The sequence below is a fragment of the Hafnia sp. genome (genome assembly GCF_036648275.1).
Classification (GTDB): Bacteria; Pseudomonadota; Gammaproteobacteria; order Enterobacterales; family Enterobacteriaceae; genus Hafnia; species Hafnia alvei.
Genome location: NZ_JAVXIQ010000006.1, coordinates 208916 through 227264 on the forward strand (window position 1 = coordinate 208916; position 18349 = coordinate 227264).

The window sequence follows — 18349 nt, forward strand, 5'->3', positions numbered from 1 at the left end:
GGTATTAGTATGATCAATGAACTATGCCGTGTTTACCGATTTGTTCTTAATAATCCTACGTTCTCAATAAACACGGCTAGATATACCGATGACTGATTAACCCGGCATAGAGCCACGGCTCAGCAGCGCATAGCCTGCAGCAACCGCGATCATGCACAGCACCAGATTCAAAATAACGTTCATGGCTGCCCGCAGCCAGAATCCTTGCGTAAACAGCGCCAAGGTATCAAACGAGAATGTAGAAAAAGTGGTTAACGCCCCCAGAAAACCAACCGCAATCAGTGGACGCCAATGAGGAGAAATTAGTGTTCCGGTATTTAGCGCAGCAACCAATAATCCCATGATAAAGCACCCCACCACGTTCACCGTCAGCGTGGCGTAAGGGAATGAATTCCCAAACCAACCGTTGAACCAGTTGGTGATTTGAAAACGGGTAATAGCTCCCACGGCGCCACCAAAGGCAACAATCAGTAGTGTTAGGCCATAGCTCATGGCGTGCTCCTTGATAATAACAAGCATGTTATAGATGAAGACTGTCAGCAGAGGCGATTTGATTAACCACAGGGAGAGGATTGCAGCCCGGCAGCCAAGCACTATCGCTCTGAATAAACAGAGAAATAAAACTCAAACTTCTGCCAGGCGTCATCAGCGAAAAGAGAAAACTCTTTTGGCGGTTTTTAGTTGCCGAGAATTGAGCAACCAACGGTGGAGCACCATCACCGATTGAATTATAGATTAAGCCAACGATTCTTTACAACGCACAATCACTTAGGTGAAATCATTTGGCGTTGGTTACGCCGTCCAAATGCACCACAGGATTTTCGGCAAACAAATAGCGATCGACATTAAATTCGAAGTCATCTGTGGTGGCTTGGAAAAGCATTTGCTTAGTATTTTCCAAATGTTGCCACATCGCCACTTTCGCACCGTAGGGATCTTTGCGCATCAGCGCTTTAAGGATCTTGTCGTGATCTTCACACCAGCTTTCGATCGACACATCGTCGATATGTTCATGGAGTTTTAGCCAGTATGGATTATGAATACGCTGGCTCCACATCTGCTCCACAATCGTAGCCATGGCTGAGTTCTGCGTCGCCAAGGCCACCTGTACGTGAAATTTCAAATCCCACTCAGAATCACGGAAACGATCTTCCTGACGCGCATGTTCCTGAATTTCCATCAGCGCCACAATATCCTGTTTGGTGACCTGAGTTGCCGCAAACTCGGCAATATTACTTTCAATCAGCTGGCGTGCTTGCAGCAGCTCAAACGGCCCTGCGCTCGCAAACTGAATATTGCGATTAGGCTGAACCAACGTTTTTGGCTGATTGCTGATGACATGGATGCCCGAGCCTTTACGCACCTCAACATAGCCCTCAACCTCCAGCATGATGATAGCCTCGCGAACCACGGTGCGGCTCACGTTCATCTCTTCGGCGATATAACGCTCGGCTGGCAGTTTCTCACCCACAGGGTAAACGCCTGATTCGACGCGCTGTTTCAGCTCTGCGGCTAACTGTTGGTACAGTCTTCTGGGTTCTGTGAATTCCATTTATGGTGCTCTATTAGGGTTAAGAGTGGGCAAAGGCTGTGATACATGCAGATTTAAATCTGTTATACCACTTTTCCAATATGGGCACCAGAGAGCCCAACGCCCTGGTGAGAGGGAAAATGCAGATAAAAAAATCCGCCGATATACGGCGGATTCTAAGTATACGGTCGATAAGCTAAACCGTTAGTACATCAAATAAATTACACCGTTGCTTTCTGATGACCCGATGAAGCCTCAACTTCTTCCGCCGTGCGGTTTTGCAACACCGTCCAGATAACCAGTGCACCCAGCAGGTCGAAGACCGCTAATGCTGCGAACAACGGGCTAAAGCCTATAGTATCTGCCAATGCCCCGACGACTAGCGCAAACATGGTACTCGCAGTCCATGCGGCCATCCCGGTCAAGCCGTTGGCCGTCGCTACTTCATTACGTCCAAAGACGTCGGAAGATAGCGTGATCAAGGCGCCAGACAGAGACTGGTGAGCAAAACCACCGACACACAACAGAGCGATTGCCGCATAAGGGCTGGTGAACAAGCCAATCATGCCAGGGCCAATCATCAGAACCGCCCCCATGGTGACAACCAACTTACGCGAAACAATCAGGTTTACTTTGAAATATTTCTGGAACAGCGGAGGCAAATAGCCGCCAAGCACGCAACCAACGTCAGCAAACAGCATTGGCATCCAAGCAAACATCGCAATTTCTTTCAGGTTGAAGCCGTAAGCTTTAAACATGAATAGCGGGATCCAGGCGTTGAAAGTCCCCCACGCTGGCTCAGCCAGAAAACGTGGTAGGGCAATACCCCAGAACTGGCGGTTACGCAGAATTTCCCATGCAGACATACGCTTAGCATTGTTAGTTTGGTGATGCGCTTCCTGACCGCTCAGGATGTAATCACGCTCTTCATCAGACAGTTTTTTCTGGTCTTTCGGATGTTTGTAGAAGATTAACCAGCAGATTGCCCAAATCAGGCTGAGTGCACCGGTAATAATGAAGGCCATTTCCCAGCTGTGTGCAACGATAGCCCATACCACTAATGGAGGCGCAATCATCCCACCAATCGATGAACCTACGTTAAAGTAGCCAACGGCGATGGAACGCTCTTTCGCAGGGAACCATTCGGATGAGGCTTTCAGCCCCGCAGGGATCATGGCTGCTTCAGCCATACCCACCGCACCACGTGCGATGGCCAAGCCACCCCAGCTACTGGCTAATGCGGTGCCCATGCAGAATACCGCCCACAGGATGGCAAACAGTGCATAACCTACCTTCGTTCCCAGCACATCAAGCACGTAGCCTGCAACAGGCTGCATGATGGTATAACACGCAGAATACGCAGCAATAATATAAGAGTATTGCTGGGTGGTGATATGCATGGTGTCTTGTAAGGTCGGAGCAGCAACAGCAATGGCGTTACGAGTTAAGTAACCCAATACAGTTCCCACGGTAACCAAGGCTATCATGTACCAGCGTAAGCCTTTAATTTTACGCATTTAAACTCTCTCCCAGTATATCCCGTAACCTTCAAGCGACATCAGCATTGGCCGACTTCCGACACGTTGAAATTGTTTGGGCTTAGAACTCTGCCTTGTGGAACGCCTTTGGCGATGTGTGCAAGGCTGCAATGAACCGCGCTTGTGACTGCGCCGCGTAATAACTCTCCATATTGAAACGGTGATAGCGTTACTTGTGAGGTACGCATCTACCTTATTCATCTGCGCTGTGGTTCTAAAACTACGGCTCTAGATGGAAAGTTCGGACGTTCCTGTTCCGACTTTGAATTGGTTTTCTGTTGCTTGGTAAATAGATATTGGTCAAACCACTGCTCATGATTGGTTAGGGCAATACTCATTTCGCAGCGGTGGCTAAGATAACTTGTCATACAGATTTAAAAGTTGAGAGCCATCACAAAAACCATTTTTGGATTAAGGAATAATAAACGCACACCTTAGCCACGCAGAAAAGTGGCTTCATAAGCGAAAGTGCTGAGTAATTATTCTGTTTTGTTGCTTTCATTACGCTAATCGCGGAAAAAGTTCTGGACGAGCGCCATAATTGGTGTGATAACTTTAGCCGCAAAAGAATAGCTCACCGAAGCGTTACGCTCCTGAGGAACCCGATTATGTCGCAGTTTTTAACCGAAGATTTCTTGCTTGATACCGAGTTTGCGCGCCGCCTGTACCACGGTTACGCGGCTGAACAGCCAATTTTTGACTATCACTGTCATCTCCCTCCTGAGCAAATCGCACAGGATTATCGGTTTAAAAACCTGTATGACATCTGGTTGAAAGGTGACCACTATAAATGGCGTGCGATGCGCACCAACGGCGTTGCCGAACGCCTATGTACCGGCGACGCAAGCGATCGTGATAAGTTTCAAGCTTGGGCTGAAACCGTTCCTCATACCATTGGTAACCCGCTTTATCACTGGACTCACCTAGAATTGCGTCGCCCATTTGGCATTACCGGCACCCTGCTCTCTGGCGCAACGGCAGACGACATTTGGAATCGCTGTAATGCGCTGCTTGAACGCGAAGAGTTCAGCGCTCGCGGCATCATGAAGCAGATGAATGTCAAAATGGTGGGCACTACGGACGACCCTATTGACGATCTGAGCCACCATAAAATCATCGCGGAAGACAGCAGCTTTGACGTCAAAGTGCTGCCGAGCTGGCGTCCAGATAAAGCATTTAACATTGATGCCGCGATCTTCCCTGAATATATGCAAAAACTGAGTGCAGCAGCTGACGTTGATATCCGTAAATTCAGCGATGTCTGCGATGCGCTTAAAATCCGGATGGACCACTTTGCCGCACATGGCTGCAAGGTGTCTGACCACGCGCTTGATGTGGTTATGTACGGCGAAGCCGACGAAACCACGTTGAACAGCATTCTGACCCGTCGCCTTGAAGGCAAAATGCCAACCGAGCAAGAAGTTGCCCAGTTTAAAACTGCGGTGCTTCTGTTCTTGGGGGCCGAATACCACAAACGCGGTTGGGTGCAGCAATACCACATTGGCGCACTGCGCAATAACAACTCTCGCATGTTTGAAACCGTTGGCCCTGATATCGGTTTTGACTCTATCCATGACGCGCCGGTGGCTTTCGCACTTTCTCGCTTGCTCGATGCGCAAAGCCGCTCTAGTGGCTTAGCCAAAACCATTATCTATTGCCTGAATCCACGCGATAACGAAGTCATCGGCACCATGATCGGTAACTTCCAAGGCGAAGGCATGGCAGGGAAAATGCAGTTCGGTTCTGGCTGGTGGTTCAACGATCAGAAAGACGGTATGCAGCGCCAGATGACTCAGCTCGCCCAGCTTGGTTTGCTGAGCCGCTTCGTTGGCATGCTCACCGATAGCCGCAGCTTCCTGTCTTACACCCGTCACGAATATTTCCGCCGCATCCTGTGCCAAATGATTGGCCGCTGGGTTGCCGATGGCGAAGCACCGGCAGATATCGAGTTGCTGGGTAATATGGTGAAAAACATCTGCTTCGATAATGCCAAAAACTATTTTGCGATTGAGTTGTAATTATCCTAGGGCGGTTTAGCCGCCCCTTTTTTCTATACCCCAAATAATTCGAGTTGCGGGAAGGCGGCAACGCAGTGAATCCCTAGGAGCTTACTTGAGTAAGTGACTAGGGTGAGCGAGGAAAGCCAACGCACATGCAACTTGAAGTATGAGGGTATAACACCCAACGCTTGTTCCTTTTATATGTTGAAGGCCGCTAAATGGCGGCCCCTCTGAGGTAGATCCAGAATGCAAACTCTTAATCGTCGTGATTTTCCCGGCCGCCAGCACCCAGATAAAGTGATTCAGTTTGGTGAAGGCAATTTCCTACGCGCGTTTGTAGACTGGCAGTTGGATCTGCTGAATGAGCATACCGATTTGAATGCGGGCGTGGTGGTTGTACGCCCACTAAACAGCGATTTCCCGCCGTCACTCAGCACGCAGGGCGGTTTGTTTACCACGATTATTCGTGGTTTGAACGAACAAGGCGAAGCCGTTCGTGAGTCTCGCATCATTCGCAGCGTGAACCGCGAAATCAATATGTATCAAGACTTTGATGCCTATTTGGCGCTGGCGCATGATGCCAACATCCGCTTTGTGTTTTCGAACACCACCGAAGCAGGTATTAGCTATGTCGCCGAAGATAAGCTAACCGATACCCCACCAACCAGCTTCCCAGCCAAGCTGACACGCTTATTGTACGAACGCTTTTGCCATTTCGATGGTGCAGCCGATAAAGGTTGGGTATTGCTGCCATGCGAGTTAATCGACTACAACGGTGAAGCGCTGCGCGAGCTGGTGTTGCGCTACGCTCAGCAGTGGGATTTACCGTCAGAATTCATTCAGTGGTTAGAACAAAGCAACACGTTCTGCTCAACGCTGGTAGATCGCATCGTGACCGGATACCCGCGAGACGAAGTCGAAGCGCTAACGAACGAGCTGGGCTATCAAGACACATTTTTAGATACCGCAGAGCACTTTTATCTGTTTGTCATCCAAGGCCCACAGTCACTGGCTCAAGAGCTTCGTTTAGATACCTTTGCTAAAGATCATAAGCCGCTGAACATTCGTATCGTGGATGACATCAAGCCCTATAAAGAGCGCAAAGTAGCAATCCTGAACGGCGCTCACACCGCTCTGGTTCCGGTGGCATTCTTGGCCGGACTTAACACCGTGGGCGAAAGCATGAATGACGCTCAGATAACCGAATTCGTCGAGAAAGCGATTAGCCAAGAAATCGTACCGGTGCTCGATCTGCCTGCCGATGAACTGAAATCATTTGCTGATGCGGTGCTAAGCCGTTTCCGTAACCCGTACATTCAGCACCAGCTGTTATCCATTGCATTAAACGGCATGACGAAATACCGCACCCGTATTCTGCCTCAGGTGCTGGCTTATCAGCAGCAAACGGGCAAACTGCCGCAGCATTTATGCTTCGCACTTGCCGCGTTGATCGCGTTCTACCGTGGCGAACGTGATGGCGAAACCTATCCATTGCAAGATGATGCACATTGGCTCAAGCGTTATCACTCTGGATGGAGCGCAGTAAAAGCAGGCAGTGAAAGTCTGGAAAGCTTCGTGCAAAAAATCCTGAGCGACGCTGACCACTGGGGACAAGATCTTAACCAGATTCCTGAAATGACCCAAACCATCACCGGATACTTGCAGCAAATTGAACAGCACGGTATGCGTTCTGCCGTTTCATCATTATCCGTTACTGCCTGAGCTGAATTGAATTATGCAAAATATGCCAAGCGTTATTAAAATTCATCCGCTGGATAATGTCGCTGTTGCCCTGCGCGATCTCAGCGCAGGTGAAACCCTTAGCGTGGAATCACAGTCCATTCATCTGCTGAGCGACATTGCTCGTGGGCACAAATTTGCCCTCGCGCCTTTAGCATCGGGCGACATGATTGTGAAATATGGTTTGCCCATCGGCCATGCCTTAACGGCGATTGCCGCTGGTGAGCATATTCATTCGCAAAATGCGAAAACCAACCTCAACGATCTGGATCAGTACCAATACCAACCAGATTTTGCCGATCTTCCGGCGCAGATGGCCGATCGTGACGTACAGATCTACCGCCGACAAAACGGCGATGTCGGGATCCGTAATGAGCTTTGGATCTTGCCTACCGTTGGCTGCGTTAACGGTATGGCTCGTCAGATGTTAACCCGCTTTTTGAAGGAAACCGGCGATGCAGAAGGCATCGACGGCGCTCATTTGTTTACTCATCCATTTGGTTGCTCACAGTTGGGCGACGACCACATCAATACCCGTACCATGCTACAAAACATGGTGCGCCACCCTAACGCCGGTGCTGTCCTGGTGGTTGGGTTGGGCTGTGAGAATAACCAAATTGCGGCTTTCCGTGACACATTGGGTGAATACGATGCCAGCCGCGTGCATTTCATGGTATGTCAGCAACAGGATGATGAAGTTGAAGCCGGTATCGAACATCTGCATCAGCTTTATCAAGTGATGCGCAACGATCGCCGTGAAGCGGGCAAACTCAGCGAGTTGAAATTCGGCTTAGAGTGCGGAGGATCTGACGGCTTATCCGGTATTACCGCGAACCCGCTGTTGGGCCGTTTCTCTGATTATGTGATCGCCAACGGCGGCACCAGCGTTCTCACCGAAGTGCCTGAAATGTTTGGCGCTGAGCGCATTCTGATGAGCCGTTGCCGCGATGAATCAACGTTTGAAAAGACCGTCGACATGGTTAATAACTTCAAACAATACTTCATCGAACACAACCAGCCTATTTATGAAAACCCGTCTCCGGGCAACAAAGCAGGCGGTATCACCACGCTGGAAGAGAAATCCTTAGGCTGTACGCAAAAAGCAGGACAGAGTCAGGTTATCGACGTGCTGCGCTATGGCGAAAGGTTAAAAACGCCGGGGCTGAATCTGCTGAGCGCACCGGGCAATGATGCGGTTGCCACCAGCGCGTTAGCCGGAGCTGGATGCCATATGGTGCTGTTTAGTACCGGTCGCGGTACGCCATACGGCGGCTTCGTTCCAACCGTGAAACTGGCGACCAATACAGAAATCGCAACCAAAAAACCGCACTGGATCGACTTCGATGCAGGTCAGTTGTTGCATGGTAAAACCATGGAGCAACTATTGGTTTCATTCATCGATATGATCGTCAATATTGCCAATGGTCATCAGACGCGTAATGAAATTAATGATTTCCGCGAACTGGCCATTTTTAAAAGCGGTGTAACGCTGTAAACCCATAGTCGCCCTCCGGAAACGGCGTTCATCTGAGCGCCGTTTTTCTATCTGAAGCGATATGAGGAAAGGATTAAAGGGAGTTAGATATGCACAGCTACGAGTGGTTTGCACAGGGCGTCGGCGTTTTTGCTTTTTTGGTGGGTATCACCACTTTCTTCAATCGAAATGAGCTGCGCTTCAAATACCAACTCTCTATTTATTCAGCCATTATTGGTCTGCATTTTTTCCTGATGGGAGCGCATTCAGCCGCCGCTGCCGCCGAGCTTAATGCCATTCGTACCGTGATATCTACCCGCACACGTAGCAATTGGGTGATGTTTATTTTTATCGCCCTCACGCTGGGATTTGGCGGCTATAGCCTACAGCACGCAATGGAGTTGCTGCCAATTATCGGCACCGTTGCCAGTACCTGGGCGCTCTTCCGAACCAAAGGATTAACCACGCGCTGCGTTATGTGGTGCTCCACGGCTTGCTGGGTCACGCACAATATTTGGCTGGGATCGATTGGTGGTTCGCTGATTGAAGGAAGTTTTTTGCTGATGAACGGCTTCAATATTATCCGTTTTCGCCGCATGCAGCTGCGCGGTATCGATCCGTTTAAAGTTGAAGGTAAGGCTTAGCGATAGAGGCATGCCAGATCGTTTAAGGGATCGAGATACACGGGTCTAGCACCCCGCGGGGTGCTCCCCCTAAAATCAGGCTTTTAAATAATCGATATTAATCTATCGATAGGTCAAAACCTCCAGCCCAACGAGCGGGCTGGAGATTGCGTAAAACCATTACAGCGCGAGGAAGAAACCAGCAATTGTGGCGCTCATCAGGTTTGATAACGTCCCTGCGGCCACGGCTTTCAGACCGAAGCGAGCGATATCATGACGACGCGTAGGTGCCATGCTTCCCAAACCTCCGAGCAAAATAGCCACCGAAGAGAGATTCGCAAACCCGCACAGTGCAAAGGAGATAATCGCTTTTGTATGGTCGGAGAGAACCTGTAAGCCCGCTGCGGCAACTTCCGCATCCGCTTTGAGATACTCACCAAAGTTCATGTATGCCACGAACTCATTCACGATAATCTTCTGACCAATGAAAGAACCCGCAATCTGGGATTCGCTCCACGGCACACCAATCAGATAAGCAATCGGCGAGAAGACCCAACCTAAGATCAATTCCAGCGAAAGCTGCGGATAATCGAACCAGCCACCGATACCGCCCAGCATACCGTTAACAAGCGCAATCAACGCAATAAACGCCAACAGCATCGCGCCCACGTTCAACGCCAACTGCATACCAGACGCCGCACCCGCAGCCGCGGCATCAATCACGTTAGCCGGGCGATCTTCTTCAGCAATCAGCGCCGCTGCGTCAGTTTTGTCGTGGTTTTTTTCTGTTTCAGGCACAATCAGCTTGGCAAAGAGTAAGCCGCCAGGAGCCGCCATAAATGACGCTGCAATCAGATACTCCAACGGCACGCCCATTTGCGCATAACCCGCCAATACCGAACCCGCCACCGAAGCCAAACCACCGCACATTACGGCAAACAGCTCAGACTGCGTCATGGTGGAAATATATGGGCGAACCACCAGCGGTGCTTCAGTCTGACCCACAAAGATATTTGCGGTTGCAGACAGAGATTCTGTGCGAGAAGTGCCCAACAGTTTCTGTAAACCGCCGCCGAGTAAACGGATAACGATTTGCATGATGCCGAGGTAATACAGCACGGCAATTAATGAAGAGAAGAAAACAATAACGGGCAAAACACGCAGTGCGAATACAAACCCGCCGCCGCCGAAGACTTCAAACATTTTGTCAGACACCAGCCCGCCAAAAATAAACGAAATCCCTTCATTTCCGTAGGCAATCACGTTGGCGACGCCGGAGGACATGGCACCCAACACATCCCGCCCAGTGGGGACATAAAGCACGAACGCGCCGATAACGACCTGAATAAGAAATGCGCCAATCACGGTGCGTAGGTTGATAGCACGACGATTGCTCGAAAGTAGCACGGCAATCAGAATGAGTACCGCCATCCCTACCACGCTCATAATAAGTTGCATGGAATAGTCCCTGTAACGCGTTAGATTTTTTGATTGAGTATCGACGAAAGATTCACATTGCCGATGGCGGCGATTATACCGAGGAGAGAAGATTTATTGGTCAACGCTGTCACAGTTTTATACAACCTGAAGCATCAAAAATCATTAAAATGAGACGCTCATCATATCAATGAAAATAAATAATTCAGCTGCATTTAGAATAGTTAGCAATCAATCTAAAACAGCACGGAAATACCGAATAATCTATCAGTATTTACCAATATGGCCTCAGCAATCACTGCGGGAGATTCAGGTCTGAGTTGGCATAGCGTTTCGAACACCTGACGCACGCGTTCTGGGCGATTGGGCTGTCCTTGGTAACCGGCCAATGGCATATCGGGCGCATCGGTTTCCAGCAGTAATGCGCTTAATGGCAATTGGGCAATCACCTGCCGCGTTTTCTGCGCTCGCTCGTAGGTTATCGTGCCACCAACGCCAATAAAATAGCCTAACTTGATGAAAGCCTGAGCCTGTGAAAGGCTGCCAGAAAAACCGTGTACAACGCCACATCGCGGCACCGCTGCGTTTCTCAGCTCACGAGCCAACTGATCGTGGGAGCGGCGAGAATGCAAGATCACCGGTAAATCATATCGCTTAGCCAGTTTTAGCTGGGCTTTTAGCAGTGAGATTTGTCGCTCAAGCTGTGGATCATCCATAAACAAATCAAGGCCAATCTCACCGATTGCCACCAACTTATTGGGTTTCTGCGCCAATGCTTGCGCTAGAGCATCAATGTCCTGCTCACGATGTTGGGCGATATACAGCGGATGAAGTCCTAACGCGGCGTACAGCATCGAGTAACGGTTCGCTAGCTCAAGCACTTGCTGAAAACGCTGTGCGCTGATGGTTGGAACGATGATGCTACGCACTCCCTGTGCGTAGGCCAGCTCAAGGCTTTCAGTCTCATTACCGCTAAAGGGCGGGAAATCAAAGTGGCAGTGAGTATCGACGAACTGCGCAGCAGCCATAGGATCTGTCACGTCGAACTGTCCTGCGAAGACGGTTTATCTGCTTTTTTTGCAGCACTCGGGTCAATGGTGGTTTGCCGAGCGCTTTTATCCAAGTGCACGCTGTCAGGCAAAATCAAAGACTTCTCTGCCACCATATTGGTTTGCGGCTCCGGCAGGACAATGCCATTTTTAGCCGCCGAGTGCGTTGCCGCCACAATCGGCATTTCAGGAGAAATAGTATCTGACGGCTGTAGTAGGCGACGAGAGAACGCGCGTTTGTCTACATTGGGCTGATCTTCTCGTGGCAATAGCCAATGCCCAACGGTGGCTAAGAAATAGCGACCGCAACGGCGCCCAAGATGATAATCCGCATTTAAGGCAGCAATTTTGCTCCCTAGCGCATGGCTCGCCAGCGGCTTCGGCGGGTAGATTTCAAATACCCTTACCTTTCCCGGCGGCTTCTCAATGAAGCGCTGGATACGACGGTAGCTTTTCTCATGGTACTTCATCATCTTGACCATCTGCTGCAGGCTACTTTCGCCCAGCAGAGCTTCCATTCGACGCATCCATTTGGGCGTGTAGAACATTTGTGACGGCACGGTACGTATCACCACAATGGTATCCGCACCGCGTCGATGAGCCTCGCGCACCGGGATTGCATCGCTAATCCCACCGTCTTGATAACTTACACCGTCTAGCTCAACGCCCCAGCGATAAAACCCTGGGATCGCGCTGCTGGCTTTGATTACATCCAGCCAATTTTTACGCTGAGCGGGGAAATAGGTTGGCGCGAAATCTTCAGTGCGGCTGGCACACATCAGTAATTGGCGGCCATCGACTAAATGTTGTTCCGCATAATCCATCGCTAACGGCAGATCGTTCGCCGTCGCCTCAATCAGCCAATCAAGATCGATTAAGTGCCCGCCACGAACAAAGCGTAACGGATTAAAGAAATCAATAGAGGTGGTGTAGCGCGTGATGACGCGTCGTGCGTAGCCCGGTTGGCCACAGACAAAGGCGGAAAGGTTTTGTGCTCCGGCAGAAGTGCCGAGATAGAGATCGAAGGGGTTAAAGCGCGCACGCAAAAATTCATCCAGCACGCCAGCGGTAAAAATACCACGCTGACCGCCGCCTTCACATACCAGCGCAATTTTACCCGGCTGGTAGGGTTTGTACGCTAGGGGCTCTATATTGCCCAGCGTAATCGGTATTCGGTATCCCAACCATCCATCCTCAATGAGTCGTCACATCCTCCGAGGATACCCTGTCTTGCGCAATTCCGTAATCCTCTTGCAGCAATCCAAGGAGGCAATCATTGTTGCCAGCAAGCCATTCGCCGTCACTGCCAAGCCATTCAGCCAGAGTAGACCTGACTTGACCGCGAATCTGTTTCCACTTACCGACAACAATGTCACCGTTCATATTTACAAACCTTTTGTGCTTTCCATTCAAAATGGATGCGAATTTGGTGTTGATACCCCTATCGCTCATGTCTAATGTCCTAACAATGAGCGCTAAAGGTATCCTTACCTAAGGACGACGACGTCCTGTAAATAGGCTGACCAAGAACAGAATAATACCCACTACAAACACCACTTTAGCTGCCCATGCCGCTGTGCCGGCCAGACCACCAAAACCTAATGCTGCAGCGATCAATGCAATGATTAAAAAGATAATTCCCCAACGAAACATATGCTCTCCTTACCTTGCCTAAAATAAAAATGAAGTGTCGACCAACGACGTTCTTTTCTTTGTTTCTAAAAGGTCTTTGTTTCTCATAGGTAATCACACCGAACGCCCCACGCCGTGGTTCGTTCGGGGAAAGCAGATTACTGTTTTACCGTCAGATCATTTTTAACGCTTTTTACACCTTCCACCGCGCTAGCAACACTTTCAGCACGATCGGATTCAGCTTTGGTTTTCACCGTACCGGAAAGCTGTACCAAACCATTTTCGGTTTCCACTTTCACATTACGTGATGGGACGATGTCATCAGCCAGTAATTTCGCTTTGACTTCGCTAGTGATCGCCGTGTCGCTGGCGTATCCGCTAACGCTGGCCTTAGTGCTATCTTTCACGTGCAGCTTATCGCTCACGGATTTAACGCCTTCAACGCCTTTCGCCAGAGTCACCGCACGTTCTGCCTGATCTTGTGAAGAGACAAAACCGTTCAGGGTAACGACACCTTTGCTGGTATTCACAGAGATATCGTTGCTTTTGATATCTTTGGCATCAACCAGTGCACTTTTAACTTTAGCGGTAATTCCGCTATCGTCCATGTAACCATCAACTTTCTTCATGGAGCTATCGATTTTCGCACCGGTAGAGTCAGCCGCGCTTTGTGCTTTCTGCATTAAGGTTTCTTCTGCCATAGCACTACCGCTAACCAGTACAGAACCTAAAACAATTGCCATCATTGAACGTGCAAACTTGGTATTTTTCATCGATTTCTTCCTTTTGATTTCAGTAACGGCTTAACGCCGTGGGCCGTATTTCTTTCAGCCCTTAATCACATCGTCTCATCGGAGACTCGCTGTGCTAATGCTTAAAAACGTAGCCTATCGTTCACCATCGGCTCAGTAAGAAACAGTTAAAACCAGCAATTAACAAACAAACGATTAACAAATCACGGTATGAAAACATGCCTTGTGAAGCGTTCATCATCTATTATTTAAACTATCAATCGTTAGTCTGCTGATTTAAAATCAATACGTTATGCTTCCCGCTTTACCTTGGTGAAGCACTCGACTGTTAAACTAATCTAATCGAACCGATTAATTCTCGGTGTCATGCGCCACTGGAATAACTATAGCCCAGTAACAAAAAAATGCAGTTTAGATCACAATAACCGGCGTTTTTTTGTGCAAAAAAGCGGCTTATTAAGACGATTCTGCGAATTTTGGGTATAAAAAAACCGCACATGAGTGCGGTTTATCAGCAAATTCAGCAGAAAAATTACACGAACAAAGCGATTAATGCTCGCGAGTTTTGCGGAATTTCACTTCAGGATAGCGTTCGCTAGCCAGATTAAGGTTAACCATCGTTGGCGCAATATAGGCTAAATTATCGCCACCATCCAACGCCAAGTTCAGCTCGTTCTTACGTTTGAACTCTTCGAATTTCTTCACGTCATCGCACTCAACCCAACGAGCGGTTGATACGTTAACGGATTCGTAGATAGCTTCAACGTTATATTCGCTTTTCAGGCGCGCTACCACCACTTCAAACTGCAGCACACCGACCGCCCCCACAATCAGATCGTTGTTGTGAATTGGACGGAACACCTGCACCGCGCCCTCTTCAGACAGCTGAACCAAGCCTTTCAGCAGCTGTTTCTGTTTCAGCGGATCACGCAGACGAATACGGCGGAACAGTTCTGGCGCAAAGTTCGGGATACCGGTGAACTTCATATCTTCACCCTGAGTGAAGGTATCACCAATCTGAATCGTGCCGTGGTTATGCAAGCCGATGATGTCGCCTGCATAGGCTTCTTCAAGGTGTGAGCGGTCACCAGCCATAAAGGTCAGGGCGTCAGAGATCACCACGTCTTTGCCCGTGCGGACCTGACGCAGTTTCATGCTTTTTTCATAACGGCCAGACACCACACGCATAAAGGCTACGCGGTCACGGTGTTTTGGGTCCATGTTGGCCTGAATTTTAAACACAAAACCGGTGAACTTCTCTTCATCAGCGCTAACTACGCGAGTATCGGTCTTGCGTGGCATTGGCGCAGGAGCCCAATCCACCAAGCCATCAAGCATGTGGTCAACACCGAAGTTACCCAGCGCCGTACCAAAGAAGACAGGGGTCAATTCGCCATTAAGGAAATCGTCCTTATCAAACTCAGCGGCAGCGCCTTTCACCAACTCCAGTTCACCACGCAGTTGCTCGGCCAGATCTTCGCCAACGGCAGCATCCAGATCAGGGTTGTCCAAACCTTTAACGATACGGACTTCCTGAATGGTGTGGCCTTTACCTGTTTGATACAGATAGGTTTCGTCTTTATAAAGGTGATAAACACCCTTAAACGATTTACCACAGCCGATTGGCCAAGTGATTGGCGCACATACGATACGCAGCTCGTTTTCGACTTCGTCCAGCAACTCCATCGGATCGCGAATTTCGCGGTCGACTTTGTTCATGAAGGTCAAGATCGGCGTATCACGCAGACGCGTAACTTCCATCAGCTTACGGGTACGATCTTCGACGCCTTTTGCCGCATCGATAACCATCAAGCAGCAGTCAACGGCGGTCAGGGTACGATAGGTATCTTCAGAGAAGTCTTCGTGCCCTGGGGTATCGAGCAGGTTTACCAAGCAATCGTGGTAAGGGAACTGCATCACCGAGGTGGTAATCGAAATACCACGTTGTTTTTCCATCTCCATCCAGTCAGATTTAGCATGCTGGTTGGAGCCGCGCCCTTTTACCGTACCCGCGGTCTGAATAGCCTGTCCGAATAACAGAACTTTTTCAGTGATCGTGGTTTTACCGGCATCGGGGTGAGAAATAATTGCGAAAGTGCGGCGTTTAGCCACTTCGCGAGCGTATTCACTAGGAGACATGTTTTTACGTTCTATCGTTAGCCACCCTGCGCCAACGCCCGTAATTCAGGCGATTTATTGTTACGCAAAGCGGGAATAAAAAGGGTATAGCGGGCTATTTTCCCTGATTTAGTCAGGTTAGACAACGCGCAATAATGTAATTATCTAAGGAAAGGTCGTCAGCCCAATGGTAGCGCCATAATACGGGCGTCTTCGCGACCATCGGCGGTTGGATAATAATTGCGGCGTATTGAAACTTCGTTAAAGCCTAGCGACTCATAAAGCGCGATCGCTGGGCGGTTCGAGTCTCGTACCTCTAGCCACAATGTCACGATGCCTTTTTCCTCAAGGCCTGCAATCAACGCATCCAGCAATTCGCGGCCAAGGCCCTGACGTTGGTGTGAGGGAGCAACGGCAATATTGAAAAGCGTGGCTTCATCAAGCACCACCTGCGTAATCGCAAAAGCGGCGAGTTTTCCGTCGCACTCTAATTTTAGATTGTAATAACGCTCCCCATGATTGCTGAGGAACGTTTTTTCCGTCCACGGAAACGCGTGGCTGGCACATTCGATGTCAAAAGCCGCTTTAAAATCAGCCTCGGTGAGAGGTGAGATCTCACCCTTTAGGGAAGAAATGTTGTTCATCATGACAAATTTGCTGCCATAGCGCGCGTTTGGCGCTTGAGTTATGGTAAAGCGCACTAAGCGCCGGAGAATGCAGCGTGGCGCTTGCGCGTTCGGTAGCCGGAGGATCGCCTAGCCACCAAACATAATATTCCGCACCATCATTAAGCATGGCGTACTGTTCTGGCGTGAGAATAACCGCCTGATCCGGTGTGAGCATTAATGCCTTGAGAACGTCACACAACAAAACGTCATCGGGAGAAATCGGCTCCGCGGAAACAATTAATAAGCGGGTCGAGCTAGGTACACTCACCGCAATCTCGCCATGCAGCGCCGTTGGACGCCGCAGCACCCACTGAGTAATACCAAGCTGCTGTAAAAGAAGGTCGCGTCGGGTGGCCATACTGTCCTGCTAAAGTGTCAAAATGACGTTAAAGAAACGATATTGCCGCGTATTCTAGCAAAGCTAGCGAACCCGCGTCATTAAAGCTCAATCGCCTTGTTGCACGAAGCGGCGCGGTGTTGGCTGCAACTCCACGTAGTTTGGGTATATACTGCGCGGCTAGTTAACCTAAGGAAACACGTTTAATGTCATTATTTACCCCTGCCAGCGAAGTCATTCTGCGCCACAGCGAGGAATTCGAACCACGCCGAGTCCTCTTTGCAGGCGATTTACAAGATACCCTGCCAGCACAGTTTGAAGCGGCAGAGGTTCGTGTTCACACCAATCAGTATCATCATTGGCAGCAGTTGAGCCGCACGATGGCAGAGCGCTGCCAGTTTGGGCTGACGGCTGATGCAGAGCTGGTTGCTGGCTGCGATACCCTGATTTATTACTGGCCCAAGAGCAAGCAAGAAGCGCAGTTCCAGCTGCAAAACCTGTTCTCTTTGCTGCCAGTAGGCACTGAATTGTTTATCGTCGGTGAAAACCGCGCAGGCGTGCGTAGCGCCGAAGGTGTCATCGAAGCGTTTGGCCCGCTGAATAAAATCGACAGCGCACGCCGCTGTGGTTTGTATCACGGTCGTTTAGAAAAACAGAGCGATTTCAAACTCGAAGACTGGTGGGAAAACTACCAGACGGGCAGCCTGACTATCGCTACCTTGCCGGGTGTATTTAGCCGCGATGGGCTGGATGTCGGCAGTCATCTGCTGCTGTCATCGCTTGAACCACACATGAAAGGTAAAGTTCTAGACGTCGGCTGTGGCGCAGGCGTGCTGTCTGCCGCAATGGCAAAAATGTCACCAAAAATTAAGCTGACACTCAGCGATGTCAGCGCTGCTGCGCTTGAATCTAGCCGTGCAACGCTTGCGGCTAACGATATTCAGGGCGAAGTGATTGCCAGCAATGTCTATTCCGACATTACCGGACGCTTTGACATGATCATCTCGAACCCACCGTTCCATGACGGCATGCAAACCAGCTTAACCGCTGCAGAAACGCTGATCCGCGGCGCGGCTAAACAGCTGCAAATTGGTGGTGAACTGCGTATCGTGGCTAACGCCTTCCTGCCTTATCCGCAGCTGTTGGACGATGTTTTTGGCGCTCACGAAGTGCTGGCACAGACCGGTCGTTTCAAAGTGTATTCGGCGCGCTTAGGCCGTGCTGCAATGGCCAAGAAAAAACGTTAATTTCTGCTTTTAGCTGGTAAACCTCGGTTTACCAGCGCCCCACCTGCTTTTCTGCATGCCGTGTTATTGATCACGATAATTCATTGTCCTATCGTGATTTACAAAATAAATGCCCACATTTTCAGCAAACGCGCATCAAACAAGCATTGATGGGGAAATAAGTGTTGACGTAACCGCGAAAATCTCTAGAATTCGCCTCCGTG

At 49.7% G+C, this 18349-nt stretch carries 17 protein-coding genes; 6 read left to right on the forward strand and 11 right to left on the reverse strand.

Annotated features, from left to right (window positions below; genetic code table 11):
- Positions 1-96 precede the first annotated feature (96 nt).
- From crcB to RSC70_RS08375, 3 genes are all read right to left on the reverse strand, one after another.
- On the reverse strand, positions 97-492 hold the full coding sequence (gene crcB, locus RSC70_RS08365) for a fluoride efflux transporter CrcB (protein ID WP_025799091.1): 396 nt from the start codon (positions 490-492) through the stop codon (positions 97-99).
- Between the two features lie 286 nt (positions 493-778).
- On the reverse strand, positions 779-1552 hold the full coding sequence (gene exuR / locus RSC70_RS08370; RefSeq protein WP_040046220.1) for a transcriptional regulator ExuR: 774 nt from the start codon (positions 1550-1552) through the stop codon (positions 779-781).
- Positions 1553-1752: 200 nt separating this feature from the next.
- Positions 1753-3048: an MFS transporter gene (locus RSC70_RS08375; RefSeq protein ID WP_040046221.1), complete on the reverse strand. Its 1296-nt coding sequence runs from the start codon at positions 3046-3048 to the stop codon at positions 1753-1755.
- 629 nt (positions 3049-3677) lie between these two features.
- Between RSC70_RS08375 and uxaC the strand changes: the two genes are divergently transcribed.
- From uxaC to RSC70_RS08395, 4 genes are all read left to right on the forward strand, one after another.
- Positions 3678-5087 (forward strand): glucuronate isomerase, encoded by a 1410-nt coding sequence (uxaC, locus tag RSC70_RS08380; RefSeq protein ID WP_304186093.1) that lies wholly within the window; start codon positions 3678-3680, stop codon positions 5085-5087.
- Positions 5088-5315: 228 nt separating this feature from the next.
- Complete coding sequence (locus tag RSC70_RS08385; protein ID WP_332542210.1) at positions 5316-6791, forward strand: tagaturonate reductase; 1476 nt, start codon at positions 5316-5318, stop codon at positions 6789-6791.
- Between the two features lie 22 nt (positions 6792-6813).
- Positions 6814-8304 carry a UxaA family hydrolase gene (locus tag RSC70_RS08390; RefSeq protein WP_304186100.1) on the forward strand — a complete coding sequence of 497 codons (1491 nt, stop codon included), beginning with the start codon at positions 6814-6816 and terminating at the stop codon, positions 8302-8304.
- An 89-nt stretch (positions 8305-8393) separates the two neighbouring features.
- Positions 8394-8927 carry a YgjV family protein gene (locus RSC70_RS08395; RefSeq protein WP_025799079.1) on the forward strand — a complete coding sequence of 178 codons (534 nt, stop codon included), beginning with the start codon at positions 8394-8396 and terminating at the stop codon, positions 8925-8927.
- Between the two features lie 159 nt (positions 8928-9086).
- Here RSC70_RS08395 and RSC70_RS08400 read toward each other — a convergent pair whose 3' ends face one another.
- The 3 genes from RSC70_RS08400 to RSC70_RS08410 form a co-directional block, all read right to left on the reverse strand.
- On the reverse strand, positions 9087-10352 hold the full coding sequence (locus tag RSC70_RS08400; RefSeq protein ID WP_332542219.1) for a NupC/NupG family nucleoside CNT transporter: 1266 nt from the start codon (positions 10350-10352) through the stop codon (positions 9087-9089).
- A 227-nt stretch (positions 10353-10579) separates the two neighbouring features.
- Positions 10580-11371, reverse strand: a complete 792-nt coding sequence (locus RSC70_RS08405) for a TatD family hydrolase (protein ID WP_332542220.1) — start codon at positions 11369-11371, stop codon at positions 10580-10582.
- 8 nt (positions 11372-11379) lie between these two features.
- Positions 11380-12576: a patatin-like phospholipase family protein gene (locus RSC70_RS08410; protein ID WP_040046224.1), complete on the reverse strand. Its 1197-nt coding sequence runs from the start codon at positions 12574-12576 to the stop codon at positions 11380-11382.
- A 46-nt stretch (positions 12577-12622) separates the two neighbouring features.
- Between RSC70_RS08410 and RSC70_RS21045 the strand changes: the two genes are divergently transcribed.
- Positions 12623-12850, forward strand: coding sequence for a hypothetical protein (locus RSC70_RS21045; RefSeq protein ID WP_442904270.1), 228 nt, complete (start codon positions 12623-12625; stop codon positions 12848-12850).
- Between the two features lie 33 nt (positions 12851-12883).
- Here RSC70_RS21045 and RSC70_RS08420 read toward each other — a convergent pair whose 3' ends face one another.
- The 5 genes from RSC70_RS08420 to RSC70_RS08440 form a co-directional block, all read right to left on the reverse strand.
- On the reverse strand, positions 12884-13045 hold the full coding sequence (locus RSC70_RS08420; protein ID WP_004846733.1) for a DUF1328 domain-containing protein: 162 nt from the start codon (positions 13043-13045) through the stop codon (positions 12884-12886).
- Positions 13046-13182: 137 nt separating this feature from the next.
- A complete protein-coding gene (gene osmY / locus RSC70_RS08425; protein WP_063585867.1) occupies positions 13183-13797 on the reverse strand; it encodes a molecular chaperone OsmY in 615 nt (204 codons plus the stop codon).
- 528 nt (positions 13798-14325) lie between these two features.
- The gene (gene prfC, locus RSC70_RS08430) at positions 14326-15915 is read right to left on the reverse strand and encodes a peptide chain release factor 3 (RefSeq protein ID WP_025799070.1); all 1590 of its coding nucleotides are present in this window, start codon (positions 15913-15915) and stop codon (positions 14326-14328) included.
- 158 nt (positions 15916-16073) lie between these two features.
- On the reverse strand, positions 16074-16541 hold the full coding sequence (gene rimI, locus RSC70_RS08435; protein ID WP_063585868.1) for a ribosomal protein S18-alanine N-acetyltransferase: 468 nt from the start codon (positions 16539-16541) through the stop codon (positions 16074-16076).
- Entirely contained in the window at positions 16510-16920 is a 411-nt protein-coding gene (locus RSC70_RS08440) for a DNA polymerase III subunit psi (RefSeq protein ID WP_332542211.1), read from the reverse strand. Before RSC70_RS08440 ends, rimI begins: the two co-directional genes overlap by 32 nt.
- A gap of 185 nt (positions 16921-17105) precedes the next feature.
- Here RSC70_RS08440 and rsmC point away from each other — a divergent pair, with 185 nt between their 5' ends.
- Positions 17106-18146 carry a 16S rRNA (guanine(1207)-N(2))-methyltransferase RsmC gene (gene rsmC / locus RSC70_RS08445; protein WP_332542212.1) on the forward strand — a complete coding sequence of 347 codons (1041 nt, stop codon included), beginning with the start codon at positions 17106-17108 and terminating at the stop codon, positions 18144-18146.
- The last annotated feature ends 203 nt before the right edge of the window (positions 18147-18349 follow it).